Source organism: Arenibacter antarcticus (genome assembly GCF_041320605.1).
Lineage (GTDB): Bacteria > Bacteroidota > Bacteroidia > Flavobacteriales > Flavobacteriaceae > Arenibacter > Arenibacter antarcticus.
The window spans coordinates 2,996,108-3,009,806 of record NZ_CP166679.1 but is presented as its reverse complement, the minus strand read 5'-3'; the positions used below and the strand labels follow the sequence as shown (position 1 = coordinate 3,009,806).

Here is a 13,699-nt window from a genome sequence, read left to right as displayed (position 1 = left end):
AATTATGAAAAAATTCGGCATCCTTTTAGGAACATTTGTAGCATTATTTTTTATGGCCTGCGAAGGGCCTGCTGGGCCTCCCGGTTTTGACGGTTTTGATGGTGAAGACGGAATTGACGGTTCTATATTTGAGGCGATTGTCTTTGAAGTAGATATCGACTTAACTTTAAATCCTGCATCTAACACTTACTCGTTTAATGAACCTTTCTCCGCCCATAGTATTGAACTCTTCCCTGATGATGCAATATTGGTATACAGATTGGAAGAAGTGGATAATGATCTAGACGTGTGGCGACAACTCCCTCAACCTTTCTTCACCGATCTAGGGGTTCTTTATTACAACTTCGACTTCACCAAAAATGATTATACAATCTATCTTGAACCAGATTTCGATGCTTCAATGGTGGACCAGAGCCTTGTATCAAATCAAATATTTCGAGTATTTGTAGTTCCTGCAAATTTGGGTTTATCATCAAAAATGGACAAATCCAATATCAAGGCAGTAATGAATGCCCTTGGGGTTGCCGAAAAGGATGTACAGCGATTTACAATAAAATAAATAGCATTACTACTTTTTTACTATAGGTCCTTGATTCCATCGAATTCAAGGACCTATAGTTTTAAAAACAAAACACTTACGCCAGAATATTCCACAAATACCGTTTGAAAGGAAGTGCCAATTGCTTCGTCTAAACCATTAAAAATTGTAGTTCCATGAAAAGAATATTATTAGCTTTTTGCCTAATTTTTATTGGATGTAAGGGAACCTCCCAAGAAAAGGAAGCGTCCAAAGCGGAAACAGCCCCAAAACAGGAAAACTTTAAGGTCACCAAGTCCGAAACCGAATGGCGGGAACAACTTACCGATATGGAGTTTTATGTACTGCGAAAGGCAGGTACCGAAAATGCTGGATCTAGTGAATTGTTGCACATCAAGCAAAAAGGAGTCTACGCCTGTGCGGCATGCGGCACCGAACTTTTTAAAAGTGAATATAAATTTGATTCAGGAACCGGATGGCCCAGCTTTGATCGGGAAATTAAGGGAAATGTAGCCTTTAATGTAGACTACAAAATTGGTTTTAAACGTACCGAAGAACACTGCGCTACCTGTGGTGGTCATTTAGGCCACGTCTTTGACGATGGTCCTAATGAAACGACAGGCAAACGACATTGTGTAAACGGCGCCGCCCTTAAATTTATACCTGCCAAATAACTTCTTCTTGCACCCTATTTCAACACCGCCCCTAATTAAAGACTAGGTTTAATTTTGGTGCCTAAAAAAACTATATCAATTTTCCCATTAATTTAAAATGTCATCCGTGGGAATTCGGTATGGTTTTGTAACTTTGGCACTTTAATATATAGTTATCAAAAAATAGATAGGATGAGCAATTTCGATATTATTGTATTAGGTAGTGGCCCTGGTGGTTATGTAACCGCTATTAGAGCTTCCCAATTAGGATTTAAGACTGCCATTATAGAAAAGGAAAACCTAGGCGGTGTATGTTTAAATTGGGGATGTATCCCTACCAAGGCGCTATTGAAATCGGCTCAGGTTTTTGAGTACCTACAGCACGCAAGTGATTATGGACTAAAAGCTGAAGGAGTTGACAAGGATTTTGATGCTGTTGTGAAAAGGAGTCGCAATGTCGCTGACGGCATGAGCAAGGGAGTCCAGTTTTTGATGAAAAAGAACAAAATTGAGGTCATCAACGGTTTCGGCACCCTGAAACCGGGAAAAAAAGTTAGTGTTAAGTCCGCCGATGGAAAAGAGACGGAATATTCCGCCAGCAATATAATCATCGCCACTGGTGCAAGAAGTAGGGAACTTCCCAGTTTGCCACAGGACGGTAAAAAAATAATTGGTTATCGTGAAGCCATGACCTTGGACCACCAGCCCAAAAAAATGTTAGTAGTAGGTAGCGGTGCCATAGGAATAGAATTTGCCTATTTCTACAATGCTATGGGAAGCGATGTTACCGTGGTAGAGTTCCTTCCTAATGTGGTTCCCGTAGAAGATGAGGAAGTGTCCAAGCAATTGGAGCGCAGCCTTAAAAAAGCAGGTATCAAAATCATGACTTCTGCTGAAGTTACTAAAGTGGACACTTCCGGTGATGGTGTAAAAGCGACAGTGAAAACCGCAAAAGGAGAAGAAATATTGGAAGCGGATATCGTTCTTTCCGCTGTTGGAATTAAATCCAATATAGAAAACATTGGCTTGGAAGAAGTAGGGATTGCTATCGATAAGGATAAAATCCTTGTCAACGACTACTACCAGACCAACATCCCAGGCTACTACGCCATTGGAGATATTGTCCCAGGACAGGCTTTGGCACATGTTGCTTCTGCTGAAGGAATTCTTTGTGTGGAGAAATTAGCGGATTTAAATGTAGCGCCTTTGGACTACGGAAATATCCCCGGATGCACCTATTGTTCCCCAGAGATTGCCTCTGTTGGCCTTACAGAAAAACAGGCCATTGAAAAAGGATACGAAATTAAGGTTGGTAAATTTCCTTTCTCCGCTAGTGGAAAAGCTGCCGCCATAGGAGCAAAGGACGGATTTGTAAAAGTAATTTTCGATGCAAAATACGGGGAATGGCTGGGATGTCATATGATCGGTGCCGGGGTAACGGATATGATCGCCGAAGCAGTAGTGGCTAGAAAATTAGAAACCACAGGGCATGAGATCTTAAAATCTGTACACCCCCACCCTACCATGAGTGAAGCCGTTATGGAAGCAGTAGCCGATGCTTACGGAGAAGTTATCCATTTATAAAAATCATCGCGAAGGAATAGTTTTCTTAAGCATATTGGACCTGTCAACTTATTTATAAGCTGACAGGTCTATTTATAAAACACCATCAATAAGACCTTAAAGGTTTAAAAAAATACTACTTATGTTAAAAGCTTTTCGTATTACTGCAATTCTTGAAGGAGTTTCCTATCTGATGCTATTTGGCCTGGGAATGCCATTAAAATATTTGGCACAAATGCCAGAACCCAATATTTATATTGGTTATGCCCATGGATTCCTCTTTATCGCCTATGTAGCTTTGGCTGCACTATTGACTTTAGAACGCAAATGGGGCTTCAAAATGTTCACCATTCTTTTCATCGCCTCCTTACTTCCTTTTGGTACTTTCTACATAGATAAGAAATACTTAAAGCCAATGATGGCTGTGGGGTAGCATTGAGTACAGCGTAGTGAGAAGTGTGAGGTGTGTACATTGAGATTTTTAGTTAATACAAACTGTACGTCACTAATATAGGTTAACCACTTTAAAGTGGAAAACTATGAAAGCAATTGGCAATAATTATTTTGGCGTTCCCCTATCGGGTCGCTCTTTCCACTATATCTTTTTTGACTGTTTCCCTCCACCGTAATCTTTGCTTATTTCGGGCGTTATTCACCATTCCTGCAAGGTTTACAAAACCAAAAAAGGATGCCGCTGTAAGAGCTAACGCAGTGGGATAGTAATTAGTTTTAGATTTGAGTCCTTCACTCGGCAGGGTCAAGGATCCTTATTTTGTCAAAAGTACAGAAAAGTGAGTAGTGAGATTTTTAGTTAGTACAAGCCTCCACCTTAGACCTGTGCTGAACGGAGTCGATGTAAAAGAAGGTGGACCGAGACCTGATACCTGAAAGTACTCATTGTTATCGTGAAGGCAGACCACAGAATAATTGCAACATTACAGAAAAAAGGCCTCTTCCGTCATTTGCTCCCCAAAAAGGGGAATAAAAGCCAATATGTGAACATTATATTCAATTAACACAAGGGTACATTTTCACATAGACACACTTCCAACTCCAGGTTACTTCTCCAAAAAGCTCCTTATGGCCAAATCGTAACTTTTTAGGCCAAAACCCAGGACTACACCCTTAGCTACTGGCGAAATATAAGATACATGCCTAAATTTTTCGCGTGCGAAAGTATTGCTGATGTGCACCTCAACGACTGGAGTGTTAATTCCCTTAATTGCATCCCCAATACCTATTGAAGTGTGTGTATAAGCCCCTGCATTGAGAACAATACCTTCATAGTCCTCAAAACCACAATCGTGCAACTTGGAAATAATATCGCCCTCCGAATTGGATTGAAAATACTCCAGCTGAACTTCCTGAAATTTAAACTGTAAATCGGCAAAATAATCCTCAAAAGTTGTTTTGCCATAAACCTCTGGCTCCCTTTTTCCCAAAAGGTTAAGATTGGGACCGTTTATTATTATAATCTTCATGGGATAAATGTAGTAAAATGTAAACCATAAAAAAAGAGGACTAAAAAGTATTCTTTAGTCCTCTTGATTAAAAGTTAGATTTTATTAAAGAGTAAACAAGACACCTAGATTAATTGTGGACCATGATCCTCCATCCAAGCTAATTCCAGTATAAGAAACATTTAGTTCCATATCCGATCCAACCCTGTACCCCACCAAAGGTCGGTAGTAGAATCCACCGTCATTTCCGTCGTTGATACCAATAGCATATCCAAGGTCGGCACCAAGAGAAAAGTCTTCTCCAGCTGCAATGCGTCCTGATGCAGCTACTGGTAGGAATTGAATATCATCAAACTTAATACCAGCAATTTCCTTGCTTATCGCGTTGGTAAACCCAGAGGCTATACCAGCAACAAAAGTATCGGAAACTTCCCAATGATAAACGACATCTAAACCAATACTAAAGCTAGAAAGATCTGCTGCATCACCTACCGGTAATCCAATATTTGCTCCTGCCTTAAAACCTTCTTGGGCGTGTACATTAAATCCAAACAATGCCAAAACGATAACCACAAAAATTCTTTTCATAAATAGAGATTTAAATTAAGTTAGAATACTAAAATAGACCAATACTATTCAAATCCAAAATAAAATCACGCAATAGATAAGCTCATTATTATAATTATATCTAAAACAAATGGCGTGATAAGCTCAAAGAGATTAAAAATCCGTTTTATCTTTAGCCTATGAATTGGGAACATGCATTAAAAGACTACCAGCACTACTTAAATATAGAACGGGGATTGTCCAAGAACTCTATTAAAAGTTATGTTTTGGATTTGGAAAAACTTGTACATTTTTTGAACTCTAAGAACCTAACCGACAGCCCCATAGCGATATCAAAGGGCACCGTACAGCGATTTATCTATGAACTGGCGCAGCAGGTAAATCCCAGGTCACAGGCCCGTACCATCTCGGGGCTAAAAAGTTTCTTCAACTACTTGATCTTTGAGGACTACAGGCAAGACAATCCCATGGAACTTATAGAATCACCAAAAGTGGGCCGAAAATTACCGGATACCCTTTCAGAAACGGAAATTAACAACTTAATTGGGGCCATAGACCTTTCTAAACCGGAGGGGGAGCGCAATAGGGCTATCCTGGAAACCCTTTATGGCTGTGGATTACGGGTTTCGGAACTATTGGACCTAACGTTATCCGATCTTTATTTTGAGGAAGATTTTATAAAAGTAACTGGAAAAGGAGACAAACAGCGCTTTGTTCCCATTAGTAAAATCAATAAAAAATACATCGATATTTACCGAAAGGAAATACGGGTTCACATGCCTATCCAAAAGGGTTCGGAAGACATTTTATTTTTAAATAGACGGGGGAGGAAGTTAACTCGCGCCATGATATTCACTATAATTAAACAACTGGCAGAAAAGATATCGTTAAAAAAAACCATTAGTCCACACACCTTTAGACATTCCTTTGCCACGCATTTGTTGCAGAATGGGGCCGATTTAAGGGCCATACAACAGATGTTGGGGCACGAAAGTATAACTACCACGGAAGTGTACATGCACATAGACAGGGTGCATTTAGGAGAGGTAATGCAGAAATACCACCCCCGTAAAATAGATCCAGAAGAACAGAGTCCCCAATAACCTCTTTAAGATTCCTTAATTTTTAAAGGCATCATAATTCCTTTTAAATGGCCGGATAATCAATCGCGCTTCCCTATCAAAGCGTATATAATTATATACCCAGTTTACAAATACCACGATTCTATTTCTAAATCCGATTAGAAAGAACAGGTGTACGTACATCCACACAAACCAGGCGAAAACACCTTGAAATTTAAATTTCTTCAGATCAACTACTGCCTTGTTCCGCCCAATAGTAGCCATACTTCCTTTGTCTTTATAAACAAACGGATTTAAAGGTTTGTTTTCCAACAAACGCACCAAGTTTTCACCAAGATTTTCTCCTTGTTGAATGGCAGGTTGTGCCATCATAGGGTGTCCATTTGGCAAGTCTTTCAACTGCATGCTGGCAATATCGCCTATGGCGAAAATATTATCATACCCTTTAACCTGATTGTATTGGTTCACTATTATCCTATTCCCTCCTGCAAGCAACTCTTTGGCATCTAGCCCTTTCATTTTAACCCCTTTAACCCCTGCCGCCCAGACCAGGGTAGCCGCTTCAAAGATTTCTTCTGTATTGGTAGTTACCGTTTTCCCATCATAGCCAGTAACCCTCATATTTTTCCAAATATGGACGCCAAGCTCTTCCAAAAATTCCTCTGCCTTTTCCGATGCCTCTTCGCTCATCTCCTTTAAAACTCGACTGTTAGATTGTATGAGGTTAATTTGAACCCTCCTCGTATCTAAATCGGGATAATCCTTGGGTAAAATTCCTTTCTTTATCTCTGCTAAGGCTCCAGCCAGTTCCACCCCCGTAGGGCCAGCACCTACAATCATAAAGTTCATTAGGGCATTCCTTTCGTGGTAATTATCGGTCAGTAATGCTTGCTCAAAATTCTCCAATATTAAACTTCTCAGGTTAAGGGATTGAGGAATGGATTTCATCGCCATACTATTGACTGCAATTTCTTTATTGCCATAGTAATTGGTTTTAGAACCAGCAGCGATCACCAAATAATCATATTCGAGAATTCCAATGTTGGTATTAATGATATTTTCCGAAGTCAAAATTTCAGTGACCTTAGCAAGTCTAAAAATAAAATTAGGGAAGTCCTTCAAGACCTTTCTTATGGGATAGGCAATGGAATCTGGCTCCAAACCTCCCGTTGAAACCTGATATAACAAAGGTTGAAAAGTATGGTAGTTATGCTTGTCTATTAACACCACCTGCACCTCTTTTTTACTTAATTTTTTGGCTAGTGCAATTCCAGCGAATCCACCACCAACAATAATAATTCTGGGAAAACTTGACTTTGGAATATTCATATTATCAAATATGCGAAAAATAAAACTTTCATGAAATACCTTGGAATAAGAACTTTGGATTTAACTATATTTAGAACAAACTTAAGACACAAAAACTAATAGTCATATGCAAAAACAAGGTTTCGCCCTAATCCTTTTACTCCTTTCCTTTCTTAGTTTGGAGGCGCAAGTATATAAGAATGATGTCATTAAACAGTTAGATAAAAAGAGCGACTCCTATGGAGGTATCGCACAAGAAATCTGGAATCTCGCCGAAATGGGATATTTGGAAGAAAAGAGTTCAGCATTACTTCAAAAAACGCTATCGGACGAGGGATTTACCATACAACAAGGCGTTGCGGGAATTCCCACTGCTTTTATTGCGGAATATGGTTCCGGAAAACCAATTATTGCAGTACTTGGGGAGTATGATGCCTTACCGGGACTTTCCCAACAAGCAATACCAGAAAAAAAATTGGCGAATAAGGAGGCAGGACATGCCTGTGGACACCATTTATTTGGCACTGCCTCAGCCGCAGCAGCCATAGAGGCCAAGAACTGGCTGGAGAAGAACAAGAGCAAGGGCACCATTCGTTTTTATGGATGTCCAGCTGAGGAAGGCGGGTCTGGAAAGGTCTATATGGTACGCGAAGGCCTATTTAATGATGTAGATATTGCCTTGCATTGGCATCCCAGCGCACAAAATTCGGCAAGCGCCGGAGCTGCCTTGGCCAACAAATCGGCAAAATTCCGCTTTTACGGGATCTCTTCCCATGCTGCGGCGGCACCCGAGAAAGGAAGATCGGCCCTAGATGGTGTAGAAGCCATGAACTATATGGTAAATATGATGCGGGAGCATGTACCAGAGCAAGCTAGGATCCATTATGTGATTACAGAAGGCGGTAAGGCCCCTAATGTAGTTCCGGATTATGCAGAAGTATACTACTATGCACGTCATACTAAAAGAGATGTAGTTATCGATATTTTTGAACGAATCCGTAAAGCTGCAGAAGGAGCTGCCCTAGGTACGGGAACAACAATGGATTTTGAAATGATAGGGGGCACTCACGAACTACTCCCGAATTTAACCCTACAAAAATTGATGTATGATAATTTAACTCAGGTAGGCGGATTTAACTATGACACAGCGGAAAGTATTTTTGCTGATAAAATTTCCAAAACATTAGGGAACAACACCACCAACTTGGCAACCGTAAAAAATATTAAACCCTACAAAACTGAAGCAGTAGCATTTGGTTCCACAGATGTTGGTGATGTTAGTTTTACAGTCCCTACTGTGGGAATGAGAGCAGCAACATGGGTACCCGGAACTTCCGCACACAGTTGGCAGGCAGTAGCAGCCGGAGGAACCAGTATAGGTAACAAAGGGATGATGGTGGCAGCAAAAACCCTAGCACTGACGGCAATTGACCTGTTTAAAAATAAAGATCTTATTGAGAAGGCCAAATTAGAATTTCTAGAAAAAAGAGGTCCTAATTTTAAATATACTCCCCTCTTGGGAGACCGGTCCCCGGCACTGGACTATAGAAAATAGGAGCCCATAAAAAATCGGATTCGAAAATATAGAAAATTACTAATTTTTGTAGCTATTTGTTGTAACAAAACCCCATTTTGTACTACTAATAGTCAACGAACCAATAGCGCGAAGTGACCAAAGACCTGGAGCATCAATTTGTAACAGAATTACAACACAATCAGAATATTGTGCACAAAGTATGCACTTTGTACACGAATGATCGGGATTCCCATAACGATTTGTTTCAAGAAATAACGATTCAATTATGGAAAGCCTATCCAAAGTTTAGGGGAGACTCCAAGTTTAGCACTTGGATGTACAGGGTGGCGCTAAACACTGCGATCACCCTGTATAGAAAATCAAAAAAAAGTATTCCTACTCAGGACTATGAATCGGTCATTTTTAAAATTAGTGCGGACGAATACGACCCAAGAGAAGAGCAGCAGCTAAAATTACTGTACAATGCGGTAAAAGAACTGGGAGATATAGATAAAGCTCTGGTATTCCTTTATTTGGAGGATAAAAACTATACCGAAATTGCGGAAACATTAGGTATTTCCGAAGTAAATGCACGTGTGAAAATGAATAGAATAAAAAATAAATTGCGAACAATTTTAAATCCCTAATTGCAATGGATGAACTAGAACTATTAAAAAGGGATTGGAAGAAAAGAGAAGATCAGATGCCCAAACTGGGCTTCGATGAAATTTATAAAATGATTTGGAAAAGGTCTTCCTCCATCGTGAAATGGATCTTTCTCATTAGTATTTTAGAATTCTTGCTTCCCCACTTATTATACCTCTTGCCCTCTATGTCTAAAAATTTGGCTGTCTGGAGGGATTTGGGGCTGGGTAATTTTTTATTGATCTCCACTATTATTCAATATTCTGTAGTGCTCTTCTTTATTTTTCAGTTTTACAAGAGATATAAAGAAATCTCCTCCATGGACAATGCTAGACAACTATTATCCAACATTTTAAAAACAAGAAAGACTGTTAAATATTATGTCCTATTTTGTTTATCCTTAATCTTTATTTCCTTTTTAGTGATGGCTGCAGGTATTTATCTAAACGATGACCCTATATCCGCTATGGGTTATAAGTATAATCTAGATAACGTAGATCCAGCAAAATTAAAGACCACTATGATGGCCACTGTGCTAATATTAGGGGTCATAGTTACCACCGTTATGGGATGTATTTATTTTCTGCTCTATGGAATTCTGTTGAAAAAACTAAACAAGAACTATAAGGAACTAAAAGAAATGGAGTTTTAGACTCTAAATTTCCGCTGTTTGTTTTCTTCTTCAAGGGCCATTAAATCCTTCTTGGAAATCACCTTTAAGAATGAAGGATGTTGCTCAATGGCGTATTCCAATTTTTCTATGATGGAGTCGAATGATTCATTGTCATAATCAATATCCAAAGGTTCCTTAATCACCATAGACTGTAGAATTCCCTTCTTTTTTATACGAAGTCCTTTCTTGTCAAACGATCTTCTAAACCCGTCAATAACCACAGGAACAACAATTGGCCTGTATTTTTTTATGATATGGGAAGTCCCTTTTCTCAATGGCTTCCATGGGGTGGTAGTCCCTTGTGGAAAGGTTATTACCCAACCATCGTTTAAGGCTTTTCCAATATTGGAAATATCGCTCATCTTAACTTGCCGGTTTACCTCTTGTCCTTCTGATTTCCAGGTACGTTCCACACTGACTGAGCCGGCATAGGCCATCACCTTGGTCAATAGGTTCTTTTTCATGGTCTCCGCGGCCGCCACATAATACATATTAAGTTTAGGCTGCCAGATATACCCCAAATTTTTTATGGAATCTTCCCTGCCACTTAAACTGGCATTAAATACGTGGAACATGGCCACAACATCCGCAAAATAGGTCTGGTGGTTACTTACAAAAAGCACATTTTGATCCGGCAAATTCCTGAGTATTTCGGAACCTTCAATTTCTAGGGTATTAAAACCCCGATACCGTTTGTGCGTTATTACCGCCAAGATACGGATAAGCCATTTTTTAATGAACAAAATATGTCCAAAAGGATTTTTCTTAAACAAGCCCATAGTTTCTGTTTAACGTTCAAAATTACAAAATTAGTGTCTTATAACACTTGTTTAAATAGCTCCTTAATTTCATTGAGCATCATAGCTGTAGCCCCCCATACTGTGTAACCATTTAATTTAAAGGCAGGTACCTCCACGTTTTCTGCATAAGAAGTAGTTAATTTTTGATAAATTATTTTCTTATCATCCATAAAATCCGACAAAGACACTTCTACTAATGCGGCTACCTCCTTTGCCTGAGCTACAAATGGGCGCTCTTTTTGGTACAACCCCAAATAAGGGGTTACCTCAAAATTGCTAGGGGGTATAAATATATTGGTCAAGGGTCGTAACACCTTAATCCGGTCTGGGACCGCACCCACCTCTTCGTAGGTTTCCCTTAATGCAGTCGCCAGCAAATTAGAATCCACTTTTTCAATTTTCCCTCCTGGAAGGCCAATCTGATTACTGTGAACACCCTTGTACGTATTCCTTAAAATTAACAAGAGGTTGGTGTTATAGCTCATATCAGGATAAAACAAGGCCATAACGGCAGCTTTCCTAGGATTTTTAGTTGCCAATTTATTTGCGGACAATTCTTGGATCCTGAACAAAGGGGCCATTTTAAAATGGGATTCACTTCCCGGAAGTTCAAGATTTTCTATTTTTGATATTCTATTCGAGAAATCGTCAAAATTCACAAATTCATTTTTTTGTAATTTACGGCCAATTTGACTAAAATAGGGTATTCCCATTTGATAACCTATCAAAAATAATTTGAAGTATATGACATTTAAAACGCTTTCCAATTTTTCTTTATCCCTCCTAGTACTGGTTGGGAGCTGTAAGGACCAACCCTCCGATAAAAATAAGCACGTCCCAAAGGCCGAAATCAAATTGGATACCTTGGATTCCCTCAAGCCCACCTTAAAAGAGAAAGAAGAGGAAGCGCCTTTTGTACTTACCGAGGACAATGCGATCGAATTTTTCTTTAATTACAGTAAGAAGTTAACGGAAGATACTGTAAAGTTGACTACTAATTTTGGGGAGATAACTATTCAATTGTATGACAACGTACCCTATCACAAGGCCAACTTTATATACCTGACCAAGAAAGGCTATTTCAACAACACCTATTTTCATAGGGTGGTAAAAAACTTTATTATCCAAGGGGGAAATGCCGATAATTTAGAAACTGCGGAAAAACGAGGTGAGATCGGCAAGTACCTTTTACCACCAGATACCAGAAAAGGTCATAAGCACCATAGAGGCACTATTTCTATGCCCAGCAGTGAAATAGATAACCCACATATGTTGGCTTCTCCCTTCGAGTTTTTTATAGTGGTCACCAAACCGGGATCCTATCACCTAGATGGCAATTATACCCCTTTTGGAAAGGTTATTAATGGGATGGATGTTGTGGATGAAATTAACCACCAACCAGTGGATAATGGAGATTGGCCTTCCCAGAATATTAGGATCCTAAAAGCAGAAGTGATTAAATAATAAACATCATTATATACTTTTAAAATTCCCCTTGTAATTTCCTCAATTAGGTTTACCGGATTTCTCTGTGTTATTCTGAAGCATTGAAACTGCGGTAAATGTTGGGTAGCGATATTTTATATTTTACTGCCCATAAGCGAATCCCAATTACAATAAGAATAGTTGCAATATCGGCATACAATTCGTTGATCGGTAGTTCTCGTATCAAGAAAAAGCTTACCCCTCCCATGATGCATGCGGTTGCATAAATTTCCTTCCTAAATATCACTGGGATCTCATTACAAAGAATATCGCGAATAACCCCACCAAAACTAGCTGTAATAGTTCCTAATGCTATGCACATAACTGGAGACAACCCTACACTAAGCCCCTTGGCGATACCTAAAAGTGTATAAAATCCTATTCCAATACTATCGAATAAAAATAATGAGGTACGCACATATTTTTTCTTACTTCTCAGCAGGATGGAAAGAATAACGGTACCCGTAATAATATTCAGGTAGGTATGATCTTGCAACCATAATACTGGAGTGCTGCCAATTAACAGATCCCTTAAAGTACCCCCACCTACAGCAGTTACAAAAGCGATAATAAAAACCCCGAAAAGATCTAGTTTTTTATCCATAGCCACCATTACTCCGGAGATCACGAAAGCAATTGTGCCCATTACGTCAAAAATAAAATGCATCATAACTAGCTATTTTGGGTGTAAAAATTATAATCCTTTAAAACGGTATCCAAGTATTGTGTGTCGTAAAGTGCGGAATTGCTACTGAGTAGCTTTTCTACTTTAACGCGAAGTACCTTCATGGTCTTATAGTCTCCGCTCCTTGCCGCAATATGATACGTTTCCTTAATAAGCCTAATATCCCTATCGGTCAATAAGGTCACGTTTAAAAATGTGGGGATATAGGTTTCCTCAACTTCCTCTAAAATGGTGTGGGATATCTTTACATTATTTTTTGTGCTAATCACAACAGTACCTGCTGCAACATCGCCCAATCTTTGTTTTTTGTGGGTAAACAAGATAGCTAATATCCCTACCGACCCAAAAAACAACCAAATATCCACAAATCGCAGTATCCATCGCACCAATAAATTAGACCAGTGAACCGGGGTACCATCTACCCGTACCACCCGGATCTTCAAAAGCATTTTACCCACAGTACGCCCATTGAACAAACTGTGCATTAACAAACTATAAAACATAGCTGGCAAGAAAATTAGACTCACCAAGCCAATTTGGGTCCAACTATCATCAAACACATAGCCAATGGTAGTGCCAATAACCTGCACCAACATCGCATAGAGGTATAATAGGAAGGCATCTATTAAAAATGCCATTATCCTTTCTCCAATTCCTACAATTTTATAATCAAGATTAACATTTTGCGTTGTATTGATTTGAAGGTTGGACATATTAGTACTAT

The 13,699-nt window shown here is 39.2% G+C and carries 16 protein-coding genes; 9 read left to right on the top strand and 7 right to left on the bottom strand.

Translation table 11 applies throughout. The features are described from left to right. The first annotated feature begins 4 nt into the window (after positions 1 to 4). The 4 genes from KCTC52924_RS12475 (at position 5) to KCTC52924_RS12460 (ending at position 3,187) form a co-directional block, all read left to right on the top strand. Positions 5 to 559: a collagen-like protein gene (locus tag KCTC52924_RS12475; RefSeq protein WP_251808455.1), complete on the top strand. Its 555-nt coding sequence runs from the start codon at positions 5 to 7 to the stop codon at positions 557 to 559. 155 nt (positions 560 to 714) lie between these two features. Continuing rightward, on the top strand, positions 715 to 1,212 hold the full coding sequence (msrB, locus tag KCTC52924_RS12470; protein WP_251808454.1) for a peptide-methionine (R)-S-oxide reductase MsrB: 498 nt from the start codon (positions 715 to 717) through the stop codon (positions 1,210 to 1,212). Between the two features lie 171 nt (positions 1,213 to 1,383). Then, entirely contained in the window at positions 1,384 to 2,775 is a 1,392-nt protein-coding gene (gene lpdA, locus KCTC52924_RS12465; RefSeq protein ID WP_251808453.1) for a dihydrolipoyl dehydrogenase, read from the top strand. A gap of 121 nt (positions 2,776 to 2,896) precedes the next feature. Further along, positions 2,897 to 3,187: a DUF3817 domain-containing protein gene (locus KCTC52924_RS12460; protein ID WP_251808452.1), complete on the top strand. Its 291-nt coding sequence runs from the start codon at positions 2,897 to 2,899 to the stop codon at positions 3,185 to 3,187. 625 nt (positions 3,188 to 3,812) lie between these two features. Here the strand turns inward: KCTC52924_RS12460 and aroQ are convergent. Both aroQ and KCTC52924_RS12450 read right to left on the bottom strand, forming a co-directional pair. Further along, positions 3,813 to 4,235: a type II 3-dehydroquinate dehydratase gene (gene aroQ, locus KCTC52924_RS12455; RefSeq protein ID WP_251808451.1), complete on the bottom strand. Its 423-nt coding sequence runs from the start codon at positions 4,233 to 4,235 to the stop codon at positions 3,813 to 3,815. Between the two features lie 84 nt (positions 4,236 to 4,319). After that, the gene (locus KCTC52924_RS12450) at positions 4,320 to 4,802 is read right to left on the bottom strand and encodes an outer membrane beta-barrel protein (protein ID WP_251808450.1); all 483 of its coding nucleotides are present in this window, start codon (positions 4,800 to 4,802) and stop codon (positions 4,320 to 4,322) included. Positions 4,803 to 4,960: 158 nt separating this feature from the next. On the opposite strand from KCTC52924_RS12450, the gene xerD reads away from it, so the two are divergent. After that, the gene (gene xerD, locus KCTC52924_RS12445) at positions 4,961 to 5,884 is read left to right on the top strand and encodes a site-specific tyrosine recombinase XerD (protein ID WP_251808449.1); all 924 of its coding nucleotides are present in this window, start codon (positions 4,961 to 4,963) and stop codon (positions 5,882 to 5,884) included. A gap of 15 nt (positions 5,885 to 5,899) precedes the next feature. Here xerD and KCTC52924_RS12440 read toward each other — a convergent pair whose 3' ends face one another. Then, complete coding sequence (locus KCTC52924_RS12440) at positions 5,900 to 7,192, bottom strand: NAD(P)/FAD-dependent oxidoreductase (protein ID WP_251808448.1); 1,293 nt, start codon at positions 7,190 to 7,192, stop codon at positions 5,900 to 5,902. Positions 7,193 to 7,298: 106 nt separating this feature from the next. On the opposite strand from KCTC52924_RS12440, the gene KCTC52924_RS12435 reads away from it, so the two are divergent. The 3 genes from KCTC52924_RS12435 (at position 7,299) to KCTC52924_RS12425 (ending at position 9,984) form a co-directional block, all read left to right on the top strand. Beyond that, on the top strand, positions 7,299 to 8,726 hold the full coding sequence (locus tag KCTC52924_RS12435; protein ID WP_251808447.1) for an amidohydrolase: 1,428 nt from the start codon (positions 7,299 to 7,301) through the stop codon (positions 8,724 to 8,726). A 113-nt stretch (positions 8,727 to 8,839) separates the two neighbouring features. Beyond that, positions 8,840 to 9,334 (top strand): sigma-70 family RNA polymerase sigma factor, encoded by a 495-nt coding sequence (locus KCTC52924_RS12430; protein WP_251808446.1) that lies wholly within the window; start codon positions 8,840 to 8,842, stop codon positions 9,332 to 9,334. A gap of 5 nt (positions 9,335 to 9,339) precedes the next feature. Then, the gene (locus tag KCTC52924_RS12425) at positions 9,340 to 9,984 is read left to right on the top strand and encodes a hypothetical protein (RefSeq protein ID WP_251808445.1); all 645 of its coding nucleotides are present in this window, start codon (positions 9,340 to 9,342) and stop codon (positions 9,982 to 9,984) included. Here KCTC52924_RS12425 and KCTC52924_RS12420 read toward each other — a convergent pair. Together KCTC52924_RS12420 and KCTC52924_RS12415 are read right to left on the bottom strand one after the other, a co-directional pair. Continuing rightward, positions 9,981 to 10,784, bottom strand: coding sequence for a 1-acyl-sn-glycerol-3-phosphate acyltransferase (locus tag KCTC52924_RS12420; RefSeq protein ID WP_251808444.1), 804 nt, complete (start codon positions 10,782 to 10,784; stop codon positions 9,981 to 9,983). The genes KCTC52924_RS12425 and KCTC52924_RS12420 overlap by 4 nt on opposite strands. Before the next feature lie 38 nt (positions 10,785 to 10,822). Further along, positions 10,823 to 11,464 (bottom strand): CoA pyrophosphatase, encoded by a 642-nt coding sequence (locus KCTC52924_RS12415; protein ID WP_251808543.1) that lies wholly within the window; start codon positions 11,462 to 11,464, stop codon positions 10,823 to 10,825. A gap of 85 nt (positions 11,465 to 11,549) precedes the next feature. Between KCTC52924_RS12415 and KCTC52924_RS12410 the strand changes: the two genes are divergently transcribed. Continuing rightward, positions 11,550 to 12,269 (top strand): peptidylprolyl isomerase, encoded by a 720-nt coding sequence (locus tag KCTC52924_RS12410; RefSeq protein WP_251808443.1) that lies wholly within the window; start codon positions 11,550 to 11,552, stop codon positions 12,267 to 12,269. A 70-nt stretch (positions 12,270 to 12,339) separates the two neighbouring features. Here the strand turns inward: KCTC52924_RS12410 and KCTC52924_RS12405 are convergent, their stop codons facing one another. Together KCTC52924_RS12405 and KCTC52924_RS12400 are read right to left on the bottom strand one after the other, a co-directional pair. After that, positions 12,340 to 12,960, bottom strand: coding sequence for a trimeric intracellular cation channel family protein (locus KCTC52924_RS12405; protein ID WP_251808442.1), 621 nt, complete (start codon positions 12,958 to 12,960; stop codon positions 12,340 to 12,342). 2 nt (positions 12,961 to 12,962) lie between these two features. Next, positions 12,963 to 13,688: an RDD family protein gene (locus KCTC52924_RS12400; RefSeq protein WP_251808441.1), complete on the bottom strand. Its 726-nt coding sequence runs from the start codon at positions 13,686 to 13,688 to the stop codon at positions 12,963 to 12,965. Positions 13,689 to 13,699: the final 11 nt, after the last annotated feature.